The sequence below is a fragment of the Actinomadura livida genome, from assembly GCF_014648675.1.
Taxonomy (GTDB): Bacteria; Actinomycetota; Actinomycetes; order Streptosporangiales; family Streptosporangiaceae; genus Spirillospora; species Spirillospora livida.
Genome location: NZ_BMRO01000004.1, coordinates 395,115 through 412,657, shown reverse-complemented (window position 1 = coordinate 412,657; position 17,543 = coordinate 395,115). Strand labels below are relative to the sequence as shown.

Genomic DNA, 17,543 nt, shown 5'->3' with positions numbered 1-17,543 from the left:
GGCCCGGCTCAGGGCGTGATGACGAGTTTGCCGCGGGTGTGGCCACTGCGGCTGGCGTCGAAGGCGTCGCCCACCCGGTCCAGGGAGAACGTTTCGGCCACTTCGACCTTGAGCGCGCCGCGGTCGGCGAGGGCGGCCAGTTCGGCGAGTCCGGTTCCGTCCGGGCGGACCCAGATCCAGTGGCCGCCGTGCTTCTCCACCTCGTTGTCGGCGACGGAGACGTGCCGTCCTTCCGGCCGCAGGACCGCGAGCGTCGTGTCGAGCTGGCCGCCGGCGAAGTCGGCGACCGCGGAGACGCCGCCGGGCGCCATTTCCCCGACGCGGTCGGCCAGCCCCTCCCCGTAGGCCACCGGCTCCGCGCCGAGTTCCCGCAGGTAGTCGTGGTTCTTCTCGGACGCCGTGCCGATGACGCGGGCGCCCCGGTCGCGCGCGATCTGGACGGCGAGGCTCCCGACACCGCCGGACGCCGCATGGATGAGCAGGACGTCGTCGGGGCCGATCTCCAGGCGGTCCAGGGCGCGCTGGGCGGTCATCCCGGCGAGCGGCAGTCCGCCCGCCTGGTTCCAGTCGAAGGCGGCGGGCTTGCGCGCCACGTCGTCCGCCGACACGGAGACGTACTCCGCGAACGTCCCGGCGTGGACGACGTCCTTGCGGGCGTAGGACATGACCTCGTCGCCCGGCGCGAACTCGGGCGTGTCGGGGCCGAGGCCGCGCACCACGCCGGCGACGTCCCAGCCGGGGATGACGGGGAACACCGCGTCCATCATCCCGTCCAGGCCGCCGGCCATCACCTTCCAGTCCACCGGGTTGACGCCGGCCGCCCGCACCTCGATCAGCACCTGGCCCGGGCCGACCTTGGGGGCGGGGACGTCACCGACCTTCAGGCGGGAGTTGTCAGAGGCGAACGAGTCATAAGTGACGGCACGCATGCCCTCAACCTGCCACCGCCCCCACCGCCTAAACCCGCGGCCGCGGCCTCGGCAGGAACCGCTCATGGCCCGATCGGTATCCGTCACATGACTTAGCCGCGCGGCCCGCCCCCGCCGGGCACGTCCGGCGGGACCGTTCCGACGGCTCGCGTTTCCGCTTCGACCTGCGCTGTTCCACGCCCGTTCCGCGACCGATGCGGCTCGCGTGTCCGCGGTCCTAGCGTCGAGTCACCTCGAAAACAGACGGAACGGAGCACGACATGCTGCTGGAGAACAAGACGGCGATCATCTACGGCGGCGGCGGCGCGATCGGCGGCGCCATGGCCCGCGGGTTCGCCGCCGAGGGCGCGCGGGTCTTCCTCGCCGGGCGGACGCCCGCCACGCTCGACGCCGTCGCCGACGACATCCGGGCGCGCGGCGGGCTCGCCGAGACCGCGCGCGTGGACGCCCTGGACGAGGACGCGGTCAACGGCTGGGTCGACTCCGTCGCGCAGACCGCGGGCGGCGTCGACGTCTCCGTCAACCTCATCTCCCAGGACGCCGTGTTCAAGCCCTTGATCGAGATGCCGGTCGGGGACTTCGCCCGCGCCATGGACAAGGTGGCCCGGTCGTTCCTGCTCACGACGCAGGCCGCCGCCCGGCACATGGTCAAGCAGGGGTCCGGCGTGATCCTGCACTTCGGCGGCTCCGACGCCACGAACCGGATGCCCGGCCTCGGAACCGTGCAGGTCGGTTGCGAAATGGTCGAGGCGATGCGCCGCCAGTGGGCGTGCGAGCTGGGGCCGCACTCGGTCCGCGTCCTGACGATGCGCACCGGCGGCATCCCCGAGTCCATGCCCGACGTGCCGGAGATGGACCAGGTGAAGCAGCAGATGGTGGACGCCACCCTCCTCAAGCGCGCCGTGACGCTCACCGACGTCGGCCGGGTGGCCGCGTTCCTGGTCTCCGACCATGCCGCGAGCCTGACCTCGACCCAGATCAACATCAGCGCCGGCGCCCTGGTCGACTGAGCATTCGCCCCGATAACGGTAAGTAGGGATTTTCCTACGCTTGACACGTAGGGAAAGTCCTACCTATCGTGGGGTTCATGAACATCACGCATGTGCGGATGGTGACCGTGCCGGTCTCCGACCAGGACGCCGCCAAGAGCTTCTACGCCGACGACCTCGGGTTCGAGGTCGTGACGGACCAGACGATGGGGCCGGTCCGCTGGCTCCAGCTCGCCCCCAAGGGCGCGGACACGAACGTGGTCCTGGCGGACCACATGCCCGGCATGGCGCCGGGAAGCGTCCAGGGGCTGATGCTGGAGACGTCCGACCTGGACGCCGACTGCGCGCAGCTGCGCCGCGCCGGGGTGGACGTCGACGGGCCGCAGGACCTGCCGTGGGGGCGCCAGGCCACGTTCACCGACCCGGACGGCAACGGCATCGTCCTGGCCGAGCGCTGACATGGGCGCTGACATGGGCGCTGACATGGGCGCTGACATGGCCACGGACAGGGGCGGCGACGTGTTCGGCGCGCTCGCGAGCCCCGTCCGGCGGGAGCTGACGGCGCTGCTGCTCGACGGGCCGAAGCCGGTGAACGACCTGGCGTCCCACTTCGCGATGAGCCGGCCGAGCGTCTCGGAGCATCTGAGGGTGCTGCGGGACGCCGGGCTGGTCAGCGAGCGGCGCAGCGGCCGGCAGCGGCTCTACCGGCTGGAGGCGGGGCCGCTGCGGGAGCTGTCGGAGTGGCTCGATCCCTACGAGCGGTTCTGGCGGGAGCGGCTGTCCGATCTGCGTGAACTGCTGGACGAGGACGAGGAGGACGACCGATGACCCCTCCGCAGGACGGGAGCGGGGAGCGCGCGTCGATCGAGGTCGAGGAGTTCCTGCCGCATCCGCCCGCCAAGGTGTGGCGGGCGCTCACCGAGCCGGAGCTGCTGGCCCGCTGGCTCATGCCGAACGACTTCAAGCCCGTCGTCGGCCACCGCTTCACGTTCGCGTCGAAGCCGATCCCGAACGTCGACTTCGACGGGACGGTCGACTGCCGGGTCCTCGCCATCGAGGAGGAGCGCCTGCTGCGGATCAGCTGGGGCGGCGGCGGGCTCGACACGACCGTGACCTGGCGGCTCGTCCCCGAGGGGCGCGGCACCCGCCTGTTCATCGAGCACGCCGGGTTCGACCTGGACGACCCCGTCAACGCGTTCGCGTTCCGCGGGATGGGGAGCGGATGGCGCACCGGCGTCATCCGCTCCCTCCACGCGGCCCTGGCCGAGGTCGGCTGACCGGTCAGCCGACGGGTTCCAGGGGCGGCTCACCGGGCTGGTCCGCGAACTGAGTGTGGTACAGGTCGGCGTACCGGCCGCCGGCGGCCAGGAGCTCCTCGTGGGTGCCCCGTTCGGCGATGCTGCCGTCCTCCACGACGAGGATCAGGTCGGCGGCCCGGACGGTGCTGAGGCGGTGCGCGATGACGACCGCGGTCCGGCCGTCGAGCGCCTCGGCGAGGGCCTCCTGGACCGCCGCCTCGGACGTCGAGTCGAGGTGGGCGGTGGCCTCGTCCAGGATGACGACGCGCTGGCGCGCCAGGAGGAGGCGCGCGATGGTGAGGCGCTGGCGCTCCCCGCCGGACAGGCGGTAGCCGCGCTCGCCGACGACGGTGTCGAGCCCGTCCGGAAGGCCCCTGATGAGGGTGTCCAGGCGGGCGCGGCGCAGGACGTCCCACAGGTCGTCCTCGGTGGCCTCGGGCCGGGCGAGCAGGAGGTTGTCGCGGATCGACTCGTGGAACAGGTGGCCGTCCTGCGTGACCATGCCGAGCGTGTCGCGGATGGTCTGGAAGGTCAGGTCGCGGACGTCGACGCCGCCGAGGCGGACCGCGCCCGAGTCGACGTCGTACAGCCGCGGGACGAGCTGGGCGATCGTGGACTTCCCCGCGCCGGACGAGCCGACCAGCGCCACCGTCTGTCCGGGCTCGGCGCGGAACGACACCTCGTGCAGGACCTCGACGCCGCCGCGGGTGTCGAGGGTGGCGACCTCCTCCAGGGACGCCAGCGACACCTTGTCGGCGGACGGGTAGGCGAAGCGGACGCGGTCGAACTCGACCGAGACCGGACCGTCGGGGACGGCGCGGGCCTCCGGCCGTTCCGCGACGAGCGGCTTGAGGTCGAGGACCTCGAAGACGCGCTCGAAGCTGACCAGGGCGCTCATCACCTCGACGCGGGCGCTGGCGAGGGCGGTCAGCGGCGCGTAGAGGCGGGTGAGGAGCAGCGCGAGCGCGACGACCGCGCCGGCGTCGAGGTTGCCGCGCAGGGAGAAGTAGCCGCCGAGGCCGTAGACGAGCGCGAGCGCCAGGGCGGAGACCATGGTGAGCGCCGTGATGAAGACGTGCTGCACCATCGCGGTGCGGACGCCGATGTCGCGGACGCGGCGGGCGCGGGCGGCGAACTCGGCCGACTCGCGCGACGGGCGGCCGAACAGCTTCACCAGCGTCGCCCCCGGCGCCGAGAAGCGCTCGGTCATCTGCGTGCTCATCGCGGCGTCGTGCGCGGCGGCCTCCCGTTCGAGCCGCGCCAGGCGGCTGCCCATGCGGCGGGCCGGAAGGACGAACACGGGCAGCAGCACCAGCGCCAGCAGGGTGATCTGCCACGACAGGCGGACCATCACGGCGAACGTCAGCAGGACCATCACCAGGTTGCTGACGACCCCGGAGAGGGTGTCGCTGAACGCGCGCTGAGCACCGATGACGTCGTTGTTCAGGCGGCTGACCAGGGCGCCGGTGCGGGTGCGGGTGAAGAAGGCCACCGGCATCCGCTGGACGTGGTCGAACACCGCCGTGCGCAGGTCGAGGATCAGCCCCTCCCCGATGCGGGCCGACAGCCACCGGTTGGCGAGGCCGAGGCCGCCCTCGGCCAGCGCGAGGAACGCGATCAGGACGGCGAGCCAGACGACCGTGGACGGCGCGGCCTGCTCGACGATGGCGTTGACGACCTGCCCGGCCAGCACGGGCGTCGCGACCGCGAGTACGGCCATCACCACGCTGAAGCCGAGGAACACGGCCAGCCGCCGCCGGTGCGGGCGGGCGAACCGGCCGATGCGGCGCAGCGTCGCCTTCGAGAAAGGCCGGCTGTCGCGCGCGTTCATCGCGTGGTGCAACGACATCCACGCGGTGACTTCCATGTCCATGACGAACCCCGTGCTCGGTAGGCGATGATCGATATCTGGAAGAGAGCATGCGACCTCAATGAAGGTTGAGGTCAAGTCGCCGCCTGTGCCAAGGGTCGCGCGGGGGTACGACATTTTCGAAGGGACGCGGCACGTGGACATCGGCAGGCTCCGGACCGACACCCCCGGCTGCGCGAGGGTGGCCCATCTCAACAACGCCGGCGCCGCGCTCCCGCCGCGCCCGGTGATCGACGCCGTCGCGGAGCACTTCACGCTGGAGAGCACGATCGGCGGGTACGAGGCGGCGGAGGCCAACGCGGACGCCGTCGAGCGGTTCTACGGCGCGACGGCCGGGCTGATCGGTGCGCGCCCGGACGAGATCGCCTATGTGGAGAACGCCACCCGGGCCTGGGACATGGCGTTCTACGCGGTCCCCTTCGCCGAGGGCGACCGCATCCTCACCACGACGAGCGAGTACTCCAGCAACGCGATCGCCTACCAGCAGGTGGCCGCGGCCAGGAACCTGAGCGTCGAGGTCCTCCCGGACGAGGCCGACGGGACCCTCGCACTGGACGCGCTGGAGGCCGAACTCGTCAAGGGCGGCGTCCGGCTGGTGTCGCTGAACCACGTCCCCACCCACAACGGGCTCGTCAACCCGGTCGCCGAGGTCGGGCGGCTGTGCCGGGAACACGGCGTCCTCTTCCTGCTGGACGCGTGCCAGTCGGTCGGCCAGCTCGCCGTGGACGTCCGCGAGATCGGCTGCGACATGCTGTCGGCGACCGGCCGCAAGTTCCTGCGCGGCCCGCGCGGGACCGGGTTCCTGTACGTGCGGCGGGAGGTCGTCCAGACGCTGGAGCCGCCGTTCCTCGACCTGCAAGCGGCCGACTGGAAAGCCCCCGACGGCTACGAGACGCGCGACGACGCGCGCCGCTTCGAGACGTGGGAGCGGTACGTCGCCGGCCAGATCGGACTGGGCGTCGCCGCCGACTACGCCGCCGACCTGGGAATCGCGGCGATCGAGGACCGCGTGACCGGACTCGCGACCGGGCTGCGCGCCGCGCTGACCGAGCGGCCCGGGACGACCGTCCTGGACAAGGGCGCCCGTCCGTCCGGCATCGTCACATTCACCGTGGAGGGCCACGACCCCACGGAGATCAAGGACGCCGCCAGGGAAGTGGACGTCAACATCAACGTCACGAACCCGGTCTCACACGGATACGACCCGCACGCCGCTGCGGCGGCCGTGCGAGCTTCTGTGCACTACTACAACACCGAAGAGGAACTGGACCGCCTGCTGTCGGTCCTGCCCTGACGGGGACGGGCGCGCCCGGCGGCCGGGGACGGGGAATCACGGGAGCCTCCGGACGCGCCCTGGATCGGGGGGTGAGGCGGATCGGTCACCGCCGCGGATCAGGTGTTCGGACGGGCCGCGCTGATGTCGGCGAGCGCGGAGACCTCGTCCTTCTCCATCGCCAGGTCGCCGATCGTCACGATGCCCACCGGACGGCCGTCCTCGATCACCGGCAGCCGGCGCACGGCCCGCTCCCGCATGATCTGCGCGGCCTTGTCGAGCGAGTCGTCCGGCCCGACGGTCGCGGTCGCGGTGCTCGCGATCCCGCCGATCTTCTGCTGCTTCGGGTCGCCGCCGGCGGCGAGTCCGCGGATCACCAGGTCGCGGTCGGTGACGAGCCCCATCAGGTCGTCCCCCTCGGCCACCAGCACGGCGCCGATGTCCTCGTCGCGCATCGCGCGGGCCACGGTCACGATGTCCAGCTCCGGGGACACCGACGTCGGGGAACCGGTCATGATGTCGCGAATCTTCGTTGCCATGTGCTGCTCACTCCTTGAGCCTCGTGGGTCGTCGCTCGGGCCCGGGATGAGTCGGCACCTACCCGACAGAAATGACCTCACTCCTGGCTCACTCCCGGAACGGCGCGAACAGTCGCTCGGCGGCCTCCGCGTCCCAGACGAGCCGACTCGGGTCCGCCGCCGCCGGCCGGACGGGAACGGTCCTGAACTCCACGTCGTCCGCCCCGGTCCTCGCGAAGGTGTCCGCGAGGGCCCTGAGCCCGCCGACGTCCAGCCGGGGCACGGTCTCGACCGACACGGCCGCGGCGGCGAGGAACCTGCCGAAAAGCAGCCGGTTATCGCGCTGGTGCGCCCTCATCCGCCGCGCCAGCGCGGCCATGAACATCTGCTGGCGCTCGATGCGGCTCAGGTCCGAGCCGTCCCCGAGCCCGCGGCGGGCACGGACGTAGGCGAGGGCCTGGCGGCCGTCCAGCACCTGGGTGCCGGCGGGCAGCCGCAGGCCGGCCGCCGGGTCGGCGACGGGCGCGGGCAGCGTCATCTCGACGCCGCCGAGAGCGTCCACCATCCGCCTGAACCCGCCGAAACCGATCACCGCGGTCTGGTCGATCCGGACCCGGGTCAGCCGCTCCACGGTCTTCAGCGTGCATGCGGCGCCACCCTGCGTGAACGCCGAGCCGATCGGCACGGGGCCGACCGGGACGCCCTTCCCGCGCGGGTTCGCGCAGTCGGCCAGGGTCACCAGCGAGTCCCGGGGAATGCTCACCACCCGGACGTTCTTCCTGCCGGCCGGCACGTGCACCAGCATCAGGGTGTCCGCGCGCGTCGGGTACCCGTCGCGCCGCGCGTCCGAGCCGATGACGAGCACGTTGAGGGGCCCGGCCGCCGCCGGTGCGGACGTGCCCGCCGCCGGTTCCGTGCGCCGGTCGTGGAACGCCAGCATCGGAAGGAGGATGGCCGCGGCCGTCACCGCCGCCACCGCGCCGAGCATCCGCCACCGCACCCGGCCGCCCCGCCCGCGCGGCCGCGACGCCTCCAGCAGCCTTCCGCGCTGCCGGGTGAGCGAGGCCGGCGGCTCGTGCTCCAGCTCCCGGCCCAGGTCGCGGAGCAGTTCGAGATCGTCCATGGTCACGCCTCCTCGCGCGTCGGGTCGGTGCCGCCGAGCGCCTCGCGCACCTTGCGCCGGGCCCGGTTCAGCCGGGAGCGGACGGTGCCGACGGGGATGCCGAGCGCCCGCGCCACCTCGTCGTAGGCCAGGTCGCCCCACGCGACGAGCAGCAGGACGTCCAGGTCCCTTCTCGGGAGCCCCGCCAGCGCCTCGGCCAGCATCGGACGCGACGCCGCCGCGGTCACCCCGGCCGCCACCCGGTCGGCCGGCCCCTCGACCGGCCCGTCCACCGGGCTCCTGCGCAGCGCCCGGTAGCGCGCGGCCTCCGTCCGGTGGTGCCGCGCGACGAGCTTCGTCGCGATGCCGAACAGCCACGGCCGCGCGTCGCGCTGCGCGGCGTCGTACCGGTGCCGTCTGCTGAAGGCGGCGAGGAACGTCTCGCCCACGATGTCCTCCGCGGCCTCCGGCCCGAGCCTGCGGGAGACGTATCGGAAGAGCATCGCGGAATAGCGGTCGAACAGCGCGGCGAACGCCTCAGGGTCGGCGAGCGAACTCCTGATGAGATCGGCGTCGTGCTCCTGCGCCGTGGGGGGAACGGTCATCGCGGCCACCATGGCATGCGCACCGAGCCTTCCCGTGCGGGGATGTTGTCGGCGATGTCTCTCCACAACGCCCCGTACGGGTTCACGACGGGCTCGCGACACCCGCTCCGCGATCACCGGCCCGCGCGAACCTTCTCGGTAAACTGCGCATCTTCATATGCACGGGGCCGTCGGGGGAGACCGCTCCAGCTGCCTGGGGGCACCGGCCGAGGAGGGGCATGCCGTGGACGACGCCAAGCGGGAGCGGGAGCCGTCGGCGTCCGGCAGCGGGGACGAGCGCGAGTCCGCCCGCACCGCCACCACCGAGTTCCGCATCCCGGCGAAGGTCGACCTGACGCGACCGGACATCCCCGTCCGGCGTCCCGCCGAGCCGGAGGAAACACCGCCCGAAGAGCGCGCGGAGGACGAGGCCGCCACCGAAGAGGCCCCCGCCGAACCAGAGACCGAACCCGAAGAGACCAAGCCCGAAGAGGCCGAGGCCGCTCCCCAGAAGGACCCCACCGAGCCCGCACCTCCGCCTACCGGAACCGGGCCGACGCGGATCGAGCGCCTGCCGGATCTGACGGCCCCGCAGGAGCAGCCGGCCGTTCGTTCGTCCGGGCCCTGGACCGTCCAGTGGGACGGAACGCCGCCCGCGGCCGTCGCCGCGCCCGAGGCGCCCGCGCCGGAGGAGAAGGCGGAGGGCGAGGGGGGACGGACGTGGCTCGTCGTCCTGGCGGCGGCGCTCGTGCTGGTCGCCGGCCTCGTCGCCGGGCAGCTCGTGCGGCCGGTCCCGGAGCCGACCGTCGGGCTGACCGTCGACCCCAGCGTGGTGTTCGAGGGGCAGGCGCCCGCGTTGCCCTGGCCCTCGTCGGGGCAGTCGGCCGTCCACGTGGAGGGCCTCGGGGCGATGGGCGCGTCGGGCGGGTCGGCGTCGACCCCGACGGCGAGCGTCGCCAAGGTCATGACGGCGTACGTGTACCTGCGCGACCATCCGCTGAAGCCGGGTGAGCCGGGCCCGGTCATGACGGTGTCACCGCAGGCGGCGGCGGAGATCCCGGCTCGCGAGAGGCGCGGGGAGTCGATCCTCGGCGTGACCGCGGACCAGCGGCTGACGCAGCGCCAGGCGCTGGAGGCCCTGATGGTCATCTCGGCGAACGACGTCGCCCACGAGCTGGCGCGCTGGGACGCCGGAAGCAGCCCGGCGTTCGTGGCGAAGATGAACGAGACCGCGCGGTCGCTGGGCATGACCGGCACGCGCTACACCGACCCGAGCGGCTACGACTCGGGGACGGTGAGCACCGCCGCCGACCAGGTGAAGCTGCTGCGGGCGGCCATGGAGATCCCGGCGTTCACCGAGATCGTCAACAAGCGGGCGTACGAGCCCGGCGACGGCGGCGCACCGCGGCAGGGCGGGAACTTCCTGCTGGGTCAGCACGGTGTCGTCGGCGGGAAGACCGGCTACACCGACGAGGCGGGCGGGAACTTCGTGTTCGCGGCGCGCAAGGAAGTCGAGGGCGTGCAGACCCTGATCGTGGGCGCGGTGCTCGGGCAGGACACCGCGTCGGCGGCCGGAGCCGTCGACGCGGCGCAGCGGCTCGTGGTCGCGGCCCAGGAGGCGCTGGTCGCGAAGACCATCGCCCCGAAGGGCGCGCGGGTGGCGCGGATCGAGGACGGCCTCGGCGACCGGACGCCGCTGCGCGCCGCTGCGCCCGTGACCGTCGTCGGCTGGCCCGGCCTGACCGTGCAGGTCGGCATGGACGGCGACCCGCCGCGCGAGGCGGACGCCGGCGCGCGGGTCACCGCCCTGACGGCCGGTGCGGCGAAGGTGCCGCTGGAGCTGGTCCGGACGCTGGACGAGCCGTCCGTCTTCGAGCGCCTCACCCGCCTCGGCTGAGCCCGGCGGCGCCCGTCACGCGTAGAGCGCGGACAGGAAGCGGATCAGCAGCGCCTCGCGGGTGGCGGGCGGCAGCGCGTCCAGGATGGCGTTGACCACGGCCATCTCGGGCTGGCCGCCGCCGTCGAGGTCCACGCCGACCGACGCGAGCAGCCCGGCGAAACCGGCGTCGTCGAGCGAGTCGAGGTCGAGGCCGGCGAGGGCCTCCACCAGGTCGGCCGGGACGTCGGGCGGCCCGGCGGCGCGGGCGGCCTTCGCCGAGTCGGCGAGGGCCGAGAGCAGCGGCTCGATGTCGCTGACGCCGGTCAGCGTGAAGTGCAGGTTCGGCGGGATGCCCGCGTAGGAGAGCTGCGGCTGGAAGAACCAGCCGCGCGACCGGGCCTCGTCGGCGATGACGAACACGTCCAGGCCGGGCTCGGACGACGCGACGGCCACCAGCGGCGCCACGGGCTCCCCGAGCACCCGCAGTCCGGGGATCTCGGCGACACCGGCGACGAGCCGCTCCGCCGCCTCCATCGCGTTCCCGGCCAGCTCGCGGTAGCCCTGCGCGCCGACCGCGTTGAGGGTGGCCCACGCCGCGCCGAGCGGCCCGGCGCTCTTGCTGCTCTGGACGGTCGCGTTGATGACGGTGTAGCCGGGCCATTCCGCGGCGGCGAAGTAGGCGTGGCGGCGGAGCGACTCGTCCGCGTAGAGGACGACGGAGGCGCCCTTCGGCGCGTAGCCGTACTTGTGCAGGTCGCAGGACAGCGACGTCACGCCGGGCACGGACAGGTCGAAGGGCGGGACGTCGCGCCCGGTGTCCCGCAGCCACGGCAGGACCCAGCCGCCGACGCACGCGTCCACATGGCACGGGACGCCCGCGGACGCGGCGACCGCCGCGATCTCGGGGACCGGGTCCATGACGCCGTGCGGGTACGAGGGGGCCGAGGCGACGACCAGGACGGTCCGGGGCGTGATGGCGGCGGCGGTCGCGGCGGGGTCGGCGCGGAACGACGCGTCGACCGGGACGTGCACGACCTCCATGCCCAGGTAGTGCGCGGCCTTGTGGAACGCGGGGTGCCCGGTCGCCGGCAGCACGATCTGCGGCTTCCCGGCGACCGGGCGGGCGTCGCGCGCCGACTTGACCGCCAGCATGATCGACTCGGTGCCGCCGCTGGTGAACACGCCGGACCCGCCGCCGAGCCGGCTCGCGACGGCGGCGACGACCTGCCGCTCCAGGGCGACGATGCTGGGGAACGCGGTCGGGTCGAGGCAGTTGACCTCCAGCATCTCCAGGTAGGCGGTGGCGGCGAGGTCGTGCACGGCCTCGCGTCCGGTGTCGTAGACGTAGGCGGTGACCTGGCCGCCGCGCACGGGCAGGTCCGCCTCGCGCAGCCGCGCGAGTTCGGCGAGCAGCTCGCCGGCCGGGCGGCCGGTCTCGGGCAGCGCCGGGTCGTGGGACGGGGCTGCGGGGGTCTCCGGCGCGTGGTCAGACGGCATGGCGTTGCGCTTCCTCGGTGCTTCGGTGGGGGCGGGGCGGTCATCGGCGGGCCCGGGGGCCTTCAGGCCGCCGGGTCGGGCAGTCCGATCGCGGTGGCGACGAGCCGCCGCACGTTGGCGCGGAACCGGGCCAGCTCGCGCGGGTCGTCCAGTCCGTGGCGCGTTCCATCGGCATCGAGGACGCCGCCGGACCCGAAGCCGTGGGTGCACCAGACGACGGTCCAGATGACGTACTCGACGTCGACGCCGTCGGGCACGACCTTGCGGGCGGCGGCGGCGACCATCTCCAGCAGCGGCCTGACGTAGTGCTCCTCCAGGTGCGCGACGTCGGCGGCGTCCGACAGCCACCGGTGCATCCACAGGGCGGGGACCTCGGGGTGCTCGGCGCAGAAGTCGATGTACCGGTCGACGAGCGTGAGGAGCCCGCCGGCGTCCTCGACCTGGGCGACCGCGTCGGACAGGACCTGGCGCTCGGCCGTGTGGGCACGTTCCATGACGGCGACGTACAGGTCGCGCTTGCCGCCGACGTGGTAGGCGACGGTGGCCACGTTGAGCCCGGCCGCCTCGGCGATCATGCGGGTCGAGGTGCCGTCGTAGCCGAGCGCCGCGAACAGCCGGGTGGCCGCGTCGAGGATGCGCTCCCGGGCACCGTCGCTGCTGGTCATAGCCCCAAGCTAGGCGCTGGCCCGGCTGTCGGTCAATCGCTTGATTGAGAGGTCGCGGGCGCGGTGAGGTGCACGGCCAGCACCATCTCCAGCTCCAGCCGCGCCTCCGGGTCGTAGAGCCCCTCGCCGAACAGTTCCTCCAGCTGGTGCAGCCGGTACCGGACGGTCTGCGGGTGGACGTGCAGGCGCCCCGCGACCTCCGTGGCGTTGAACCCGCTCTGCAGGCAGGCCAGCAGCGTGCGCATCAGCCGCTCGCGGTGCCGCGGCCGGACGCCGTTCAGCGGTGCGAGGCGCAGCTCGGCGACCGTCCGGACGAGCTCCTCGTCCTTGAACATGACGAGCGCCGGCATGTGGTCGGCGCAGCGGATCAGCCGGTCGGCAGGCAGGATGCCGCGGCGCGCGAGCGGCAGCGCCTCGCGGGCCCAGCGCAGCGACCGGGCGGCGTCCTCGACGCGGACGGTCGGGCCGAGCGCGGCGACCCAGTCGCGCAGCAGCGGCTCCAGGACGCGGCCCCGGCCTGGCCCGTCCGGGTCGGGGACGACGAGGCACGGCTCCCGGCGGTTCACGTCGGCGAGCACGTCGGGCGGCAGCCGCGGGCGGGAGAACGGCTGCTGCCGCCGCTCGTACAGGACGACCGCGGCGACCTCGCGCGGCACCCGCCACTGCGCGAGCCGCGCGAGGTCCGCGACGGCCTGCGGGGCGGCGGGCGGTTCGGCGAGCAGCAGGTCCAGCAGCCTGCGGCGGCGGTGCTCCAGCTCGCCCGCCTCCTGCTCGCGGGCCTTGGTGTAGCCCTCGGTGGCGGCGCGGGCGATCTCGTCCAGGAACGCGAAGATGGCCTCGGCGATGCTGGCGAGCGTGCCGCGCGAGATGTTGTACCGCTCGGACTCGGCGGCGAGGCGGCGCCAGGCGACGCGGGCGCCGAGCCGCAGCGACGTCTGCAGGATGTCCAGGCTGCGGCCTTCGCGGGCCTCCGCCCAGCCGATCTCCCGGTAGACCGCGGCGACCGGCTCCCACGAGCTCTCCGGGTCCATGATGAGGTCGACGAACTGGCGCAGGGCGCCCTCGACGGCGAGCCGGACGAGCCGCGCGTACTCCTCGTCCTGCGGGCGGGAGTACTCGGGGATGCCGGCGAGGATCTCCTCGATCATCTCTTCGGCGAGGGCGTCCAGGTGGGGGCGGAAGACGTCGGACAGCTCGCTGGGAACACCGGCCCAGGGCTTCAGCGGCGAGCGCTCCCCCAGCGTCGTCGTCACTGTCCGCACCTCCCGGCCGCTCCGCTTGCGGGCTCTAGGGAAGCTACCGACGGCGGGCCGGGCGGGCTGTGTCCCCGTCCAATCAATGCGCCGCGAGCCTTGTCATTCGGATGACAAAACCGGCGCCGGCAGGTGCGGGTGCTGGACCGTTACGGGGCGGTGGTGGCGGCGAGCGCTCCGGCCAGCACCAGCCGGCCCGCGGTGCGGACCATCGCGGCGACCTCGTCGGCCGGCTGCCGCAGCGACGCCAGGCTGACCAGCGCGGAGAGCAGGACGTGCCCGAGGACGATCTCGACGTCGTCCCGCTCGGGCACCGGGTCGCCGATCGCCGTGGAGAGCCGGTCGCGCAGGAACAGGAACAGGACCGTCCGCGGGTCGTCCACGCTGGAGTCGTCGGAGGTCACGGCCTGGATGATGGCCGAGGTCAGCGTCGGCTCGGCGGCCGCCACGTACACGATGCGCTCCAGCAGCGCGGTGAGCCGCTCCAGCGGGGTCTCGCCGATCTCGACCGCGCCGATGTCGTCGATGGCGCGGTGCGCCCAGGCCGCCGCGACCTCGGTGAGCAGGTGGTCCTTCGTGGCGAAGTACCGGTAGACGGTGGCGCGGGCGACACCGGCGCGGTCCGCGACATCGTGCATGGTGACGGCCGCGTAGCCGCCCTCCAGCGCGAGTTCCCGCGCAGAGTCGATCAGCCGTTCCCGCCGCGCCTGCTGGTCCTTGCTCAGCGTGCGCGTGACGGTGAACCGCATGTCGCCGCTCAAAGCGTCCTGCCTCTCCCGATGCCCCCGCCTGGCCGTGGCCTCTCCCATTCTTCCGTACCGGGCCGCCGAACACCTACATCGCGGGTCTTTCCCGACTTCACGCCCCGCTTCACGACCCCGCCTTACGACCCCGCCTTACGACAACCGACGCTTACTGCCGTCGAACCCGCCCGCCCGGCGCCGCGTACCACCTGCCAGACCGGGGACCACGCCCGGCCAGGGAATGCGACAGGGATTGGTTCGCGTGGAATCGGGCTTGCGGCTGACGGAGCGCTACCGGCTGGTGGACCTCCTCGAGGACGACGGGACGCGGGAGGTCTGGCGCGCCTGGGACGAGCTGCTCGGCCGTCCCGTCGCCGTGAAGCTCCTGGCCTCCGCGCGCACCGACCTGCACCGCGCGTTCCAGAAGGGCGTCAACCGCGCCGCGGGTCTGTCCCACGCCGCCCTGGAGACCGTCTACGACAGCGACCAGACCCGCGACGTGTCCGGACGCCTCGTCTCCTACGTCGTCACCGAGTTCCTGAGCGGCGAGACCCTCGCGGAGCGCCTCCGCCTCGGGCCGCTCAGCGCGTCCGAGACCGCCGGGATCTGCGCCCAGGTCGCCGGGGCGCTGCGGACCGCGCACCGCGCGGGGGTGCCGCACGGGGACCTGACCACCGGCGAGATCGTCCTCTTCTGCGGCGACGTCAAGGTCGTCGACACCGGTCTCGCCGGGATCGTCCGGGGCGCCCGCGGCACGTCCGGCCATGACCGGACTCCCGGCACCGCCGAGTCCGCGGTGGCGGAGGCGAAGGCGTCCGACGTCCGCGCGCTCGGCGCCGTCATCGCGGCCTGCCTCCCCGCCGGGCCGCCCGCGGACCTGGCCGCGCTCGCCGCACGCTGTGCCTCCGCGACCGCCGAGCACGGCCCGTCGATGAACGAGATCGCCGCCCTCCTCACCCGCGAGGACGAGCCGCCGAACGCCGTCTTCAGCACGGTGCGCCGGGCGCCGTCCCCCGAGGACCGCACCCGGACGCTGCGCCCGATCGCGCGCCCGCGCCGGTACGGCAGGCACGCCCGGCTGGCGGCGCTGGCCCTCGTCATCGCCATCCCCGCCACGGCCGCCGCCGCGATGCTCGTCTCCGCGCCGCGCGCCCCGGTCACCGTCGTCCCGGCACCGTCCCAGCCGCGCGCGGACGGTCCGCCGGCACCGGCACCGCCGGCCGCACGCGGCGGCCGCGCGACGGAGACGGGCGTGACCGACGCGCTCGGGCGGCTCCGCCCGATCGTCAGCCGCGGCTACAGCTCGGGCGAGATCCGCTCCGACGTCGCGATCGACCTCAACAACGTCATCACGAACCTGGAGGACGACCTGACCTCCGACCGGGCCGTCGACGTGGCGCAGCGGATCGGCCTGCTGCGGGAGAAGATCGTCACCAGGGAACGGGAGCGCGGCCTGTCCCCCGGGCTCGCCGACGAACTCGACCGCGTACTGGCGACGGTCCAGACATGACGGACGACCAGGGCACCGGCGGGTGGCGCAGCGAGGAACTGCGCCCGGCGCGCGGTTTCCAGCTCCCCTGGCTCGCGCTCGCGGGCGTCCTCGCCACGGTCGTCGCGGCGACCACCCTCGTCATCGGGATCGGCGGCTCGCTGGCCGACGACCGCCCGCCCGACCGCCTCCTCCCCCTCCAGGCTGCCGCACCGCCGCCATCGCCGTCCCCCGCCGCGACCCCGGCCACCCCCACACCCGAGAGCACGCCTTCCCGAACCCCGGAGTCGTCGGCTGAGCCCCGCCTGTACGAGGCGCTGCTCCGGCTCCGCTTCGCCGTGGACGAGGGCGTCGAGGAGGGCGACGTCCGGGACGACGTGGGCCTCGACCTCAACAACGTGATCGAGAACATCCTGGACCGCCCCCGGGAGGCGCTCGAAGGCGGCCACTCGGACGTCGCCTACCTGCACCACAAGATCGCCACACGCGCGCGGGAAGGCGCGATCGACGGCGACCGAGCCGACGAGCTGCACCACATCCTGGAGCGCGCGACCGGCTAGTCGCAGCCCTCGAACTGGGGGATCTCGATGATGGACAGGTCCAGGCCGGGGGTGCCGCCGAACCACTTGGTCACCAGCTTCACGGCCGTGCCGTCCTGGTACATCTGCGTGATGGCCCGGTTCAGCGCCTCGCACCCGTCGGGGTCGTTCCGGCGCAGCCCGATCCCGGTGTTCTGCTCGCCGATCCGGGCGTTGACCAGCCGGAACCCGCCGCCCTCCCGCCGGATGAGGCCCGCCAGGATCACGTCGTTCGTGGTGATCGCGTCGATCTCGTCCGCCTTGATCTTCGTCATGCACTCGTCGTAGTCCCGGGCGGGGACGAGATCGGCGGTCATCCCGTGGATCGCCAGCAGCCGCGCCGCGGTGTTCGCGCCCTCCACGGAGCAGAACCGGCGCCCCTTCAGATCGCGGACCTCGTCGACGCCGCGCGCGTCCGACGGCACGAGGACGTCCTGGTAGGACACGTAGTAGGGCCCGGCGAACGCGATCTCCGTCTTGCGCTCCGGCGTGACCGACAGCGTCGCGAGCACCATGTCGGCACGGCCGGAGGTCAGCAGCGGGATCCGGTCGGCCGCCAGCGCCTGGACGAACGCGACCTTCTTGCCGAGCCGGTCCGCCACATAGCGCGCGACGTCGACGTCGAAGCCCTCGAAGCGCCCGTCCCGAAGCCGCTGCCCGAGCCCCGGCAGGTCCGGCCGGACACCGACCACCAGCGTCGACTTGTCCAGCAGCGACTCCTGCCCGCGCTCCCCGCAGGCCCCCGCGAGCCCCGCCGCGAGAACGACCGCGGCCAGTGCCCGTGCCACCCCACCCAACCTCGTCACGGCGTAACAGTAATTCGCCGGACTTATGGAGGTAAGTACCTATAGCGGAGCGGCCGCCCCGCGTCCGCCG

18 protein-coding genes are annotated in these 17,543 nt (G+C 73.4%); 8 read left to right on the top strand and 10 right to left on the bottom strand.

The genetic code is table 11. From position 1 onward, the window contains the following. Positions 1-8: 8 nt before the first annotated feature. Positions 9-929: an NADP-dependent oxidoreductase gene (locus tag IEZ03_RS11615; protein WP_184888370.1), complete on the bottom strand. Its 921-nt coding sequence runs from the start codon at positions 927-929 to the stop codon at positions 9-11. A 260-nt stretch (positions 930-1,189) separates the two neighbouring features. On the opposite strand from IEZ03_RS11615, the gene IEZ03_RS11610 reads away from it, so the two are divergent. The 4 genes from IEZ03_RS11610 (at position 1,190) to IEZ03_RS11595 (ending at position 3,195) form a co-directional block, all read left to right on the top strand. After that, positions 1,190-1,939 carry an SDR family NAD(P)-dependent oxidoreductase gene (locus IEZ03_RS11610; RefSeq protein WP_184888372.1) on the top strand — a complete coding sequence of 250 codons (750 nt, stop codon included), beginning with the start codon at positions 1,190-1,192 and terminating at the stop codon, positions 1,937-1,939. A 77-nt stretch (positions 1,940-2,016) separates the two neighbouring features. Continuing rightward, the gene (locus IEZ03_RS11605; RefSeq protein WP_184888374.1) at positions 2,017-2,376 is read left to right on the top strand and encodes a VOC family protein; all 360 of its coding nucleotides are present in this window, start codon (positions 2,017-2,019) and stop codon (positions 2,374-2,376) included. Between the two features lie 37 nt (positions 2,377-2,413). Next, complete coding sequence (locus tag IEZ03_RS11600; protein ID WP_184888376.1) at positions 2,414-2,746, top strand: ArsR/SmtB family transcription factor; 333 nt, start codon at positions 2,414-2,416, stop codon at positions 2,744-2,746. Next, positions 2,743-3,195, top strand: a complete 453-nt coding sequence (locus IEZ03_RS11595; RefSeq protein WP_184888378.1) for an SRPBCC family protein — start codon at positions 2,743-2,745, stop codon at positions 3,193-3,195. The genes IEZ03_RS11600 and IEZ03_RS11595 overlap by 4 nt, the downstream gene beginning before the upstream one ends. A gap of 4 nt (positions 3,196-3,199) precedes the next feature. Here IEZ03_RS11595 and IEZ03_RS11590 read toward each other — a convergent pair whose 3' ends face one another. After that, a complete protein-coding gene (locus IEZ03_RS11590; protein ID WP_184888380.1) occupies positions 3,200-5,089 on the bottom strand; it encodes an ABC transporter ATP-binding protein in 1,890 nt (629 codons plus the stop codon). Positions 5,090-5,222: 133 nt separating this feature from the next. Between IEZ03_RS11590 and IEZ03_RS11585 the strand changes: the two genes are divergently transcribed. After that, entirely contained in the window at positions 5,223-6,380 is a 1,158-nt protein-coding gene (locus IEZ03_RS11585) for an aminotransferase class V-fold PLP-dependent enzyme (RefSeq protein WP_229808219.1), read from the top strand. Between the two features lie 98 nt (positions 6,381-6,478). Here IEZ03_RS11585 and IEZ03_RS11580 read toward each other — a convergent pair whose 3' ends face one another. The 3 genes from IEZ03_RS11580 to IEZ03_RS11570 form a co-directional block, all read right to left on the bottom strand. Then, positions 6,479-6,898: a CBS domain-containing protein gene (locus IEZ03_RS11580; protein ID WP_132049932.1), complete on the bottom strand. Its 420-nt coding sequence runs from the start codon at positions 6,896-6,898 to the stop codon at positions 6,479-6,481. Between the two features lie 88 nt (positions 6,899-6,986). Continuing rightward, complete coding sequence (locus IEZ03_RS11575; protein WP_184888385.1) at positions 6,987-8,000, bottom strand: LCP family protein; 1,014 nt, start codon at positions 7,998-8,000, stop codon at positions 6,987-6,989. 2 nt (positions 8,001-8,002) lie between these two features. Continuing rightward, the gene (locus IEZ03_RS11570) at positions 8,003-8,584 is read right to left on the bottom strand and encodes an RNA polymerase sigma factor (RefSeq protein WP_184888387.1); all 582 of its coding nucleotides are present in this window, start codon (positions 8,582-8,584) and stop codon (positions 8,003-8,005) included. A gap of 223 nt (positions 8,585-8,807) precedes the next feature. Between IEZ03_RS11570 and IEZ03_RS11565 the strand changes: the two genes are divergently transcribed. Then, positions 8,808-10,460, top strand: a complete 1,653-nt coding sequence (locus IEZ03_RS11565; RefSeq protein WP_229808218.1) for a D-alanyl-D-alanine carboxypeptidase family protein — start codon at positions 8,808-8,810, stop codon at positions 10,458-10,460. 15 nt (positions 10,461-10,475) lie between these two features. Here the strand turns inward: IEZ03_RS11565 and IEZ03_RS11560 are convergent, their stop codons facing one another. From IEZ03_RS11560 to IEZ03_RS11545, 4 genes are all read right to left on the bottom strand, one after another. Next, on the bottom strand, positions 10,476-11,939 hold the full coding sequence (locus IEZ03_RS11560) for a pyridoxal phosphate-dependent decarboxylase family protein (protein ID WP_184888389.1): 1,464 nt from the start codon (positions 11,937-11,939) through the stop codon (positions 10,476-10,478). Between the two features lie 62 nt (positions 11,940-12,001). Continuing rightward, the gene (locus IEZ03_RS11555) at positions 12,002-12,604 is read right to left on the bottom strand and encodes a TetR/AcrR family transcriptional regulator (RefSeq protein ID WP_184888392.1); all 603 of its coding nucleotides are present in this window, start codon (positions 12,602-12,604) and stop codon (positions 12,002-12,004) included. 32 nt (positions 12,605-12,636) lie between these two features. After that, a complete protein-coding gene (locus IEZ03_RS11550; protein WP_229808217.1) occupies positions 12,637-13,857 on the bottom strand; it encodes a PucR family transcriptional regulator in 1,221 nt (406 codons plus the stop codon). A gap of 149 nt (positions 13,858-14,006) precedes the next feature. Next, positions 14,007-14,618 carry a TetR/AcrR family transcriptional regulator gene (locus tag IEZ03_RS11545; RefSeq protein WP_184888396.1) on the bottom strand — a complete coding sequence of 204 codons (612 nt, stop codon included), beginning with the start codon at positions 14,616-14,618 and terminating at the stop codon, positions 14,007-14,009. Positions 14,619-14,862: 244 nt separating this feature from the next. Between IEZ03_RS11545 and IEZ03_RS11540 the strand changes: the two genes are divergently transcribed. Together IEZ03_RS11540 and IEZ03_RS11535 are read left to right on the top strand one after the other, a co-directional pair. After that, entirely contained in the window at positions 14,863-16,110 is a 1,248-nt protein-coding gene (locus IEZ03_RS11540; protein ID WP_184888398.1) for a protein kinase domain-containing protein, read from the top strand. Beyond that, positions 16,107-16,649 carry a hypothetical protein gene (locus tag IEZ03_RS11535; RefSeq protein WP_184888400.1) on the top strand — a complete coding sequence of 181 codons (543 nt, stop codon included), beginning with the start codon at positions 16,107-16,109 and terminating at the stop codon, positions 16,647-16,649. Before IEZ03_RS11540 ends, IEZ03_RS11535 begins: the two co-directional genes overlap by 4 nt. On the opposite strand, the gene IEZ03_RS11530 is transcribed toward IEZ03_RS11535, so the two are convergent. After that, positions 16,646-17,473 carry a transporter substrate-binding domain-containing protein gene (locus IEZ03_RS11530; RefSeq protein WP_229808216.1) on the bottom strand — a complete coding sequence of 276 codons (828 nt, stop codon included), beginning with the start codon at positions 17,471-17,473 and terminating at the stop codon, positions 16,646-16,648. The genes IEZ03_RS11535 and IEZ03_RS11530 overlap by 4 nt on opposite strands. Between the last annotated feature and the right edge of the window lie 70 nt (positions 17,474-17,543).

Bases quoted from the DNA above. Each gene is read 5' to 3' on its own strand.
- IEZ03_RS11590 (WP_184888380.1), bottom strand. From the start codon at position 5,089: ATGGACATGGAAGTCACCGCGTGGATGTCGTTGCACCACGCGATGAAC.
- IEZ03_RS11610 (WP_184888372.1), top strand. From the start codon at position 1,190: ATGCTGCTGGAGAACAAGACGGCGATCATCTACGGCGGCGGCGGCGCG.
- IEZ03_RS11575 (WP_184888385.1), bottom strand. From the start codon at position 8,000: ATGGACGATCTCGAACTGCTCCGCGACCTGGGCCGGGAGCTGGAGCAC.
- IEZ03_RS11615 (WP_184888370.1), bottom strand. From the start codon at position 929: ATGCGTGCCGTCACTTATGACTCGTTCGCCTCTGACAACTCCCGCCTG.
- IEZ03_RS11570 (WP_184888387.1), bottom strand. From the start codon at position 8,584: ATGACCGTTCCCCCCACGGCGCAGGAGCACGACGCCGATCTCATCAGG.
- IEZ03_RS11560 (WP_184888389.1), bottom strand. From the start codon at position 11,939: ATGCCGTCTGACCACGCGCCGGAGACCCCCGCAGCCCCGTCCCACGAC.
- IEZ03_RS11605 (WP_184888374.1), top strand. From the start codon at position 2,017: ATGAACATCACGCATGTGCGGATGGTGACCGTGCCGGTCTCCGACCAG.
- IEZ03_RS11555 (WP_184888392.1), bottom strand. From the start codon at position 12,604: ATGACCAGCAGCGACGGTGCCCGGGAGCGCATCCTCGACGCGGCCACC.
- IEZ03_RS11595 (WP_184888378.1), top strand. From the start codon at position 2,743: ATGACCCCTCCGCAGGACGGGAGCGGGGAGCGCGCGTCGATCGAGGTC.
- IEZ03_RS11580 (WP_132049932.1), bottom strand. From the start codon at position 6,898: ATGGCAACGAAGATTCGCGACATCATGACCGGTTCCCCGACGTCGGTG.
- IEZ03_RS11535 (WP_184888400.1), top strand. From the start codon at position 16,107: ATGACGGACGACCAGGGCACCGGCGGGTGGCGCAGCGAGGAACTGCGC.
- IEZ03_RS11600 (WP_184888376.1), top strand. From the start codon at position 2,414: ATGGCCACGGACAGGGGCGGCGACGTGTTCGGCGCGCTCGCGAGCCCC.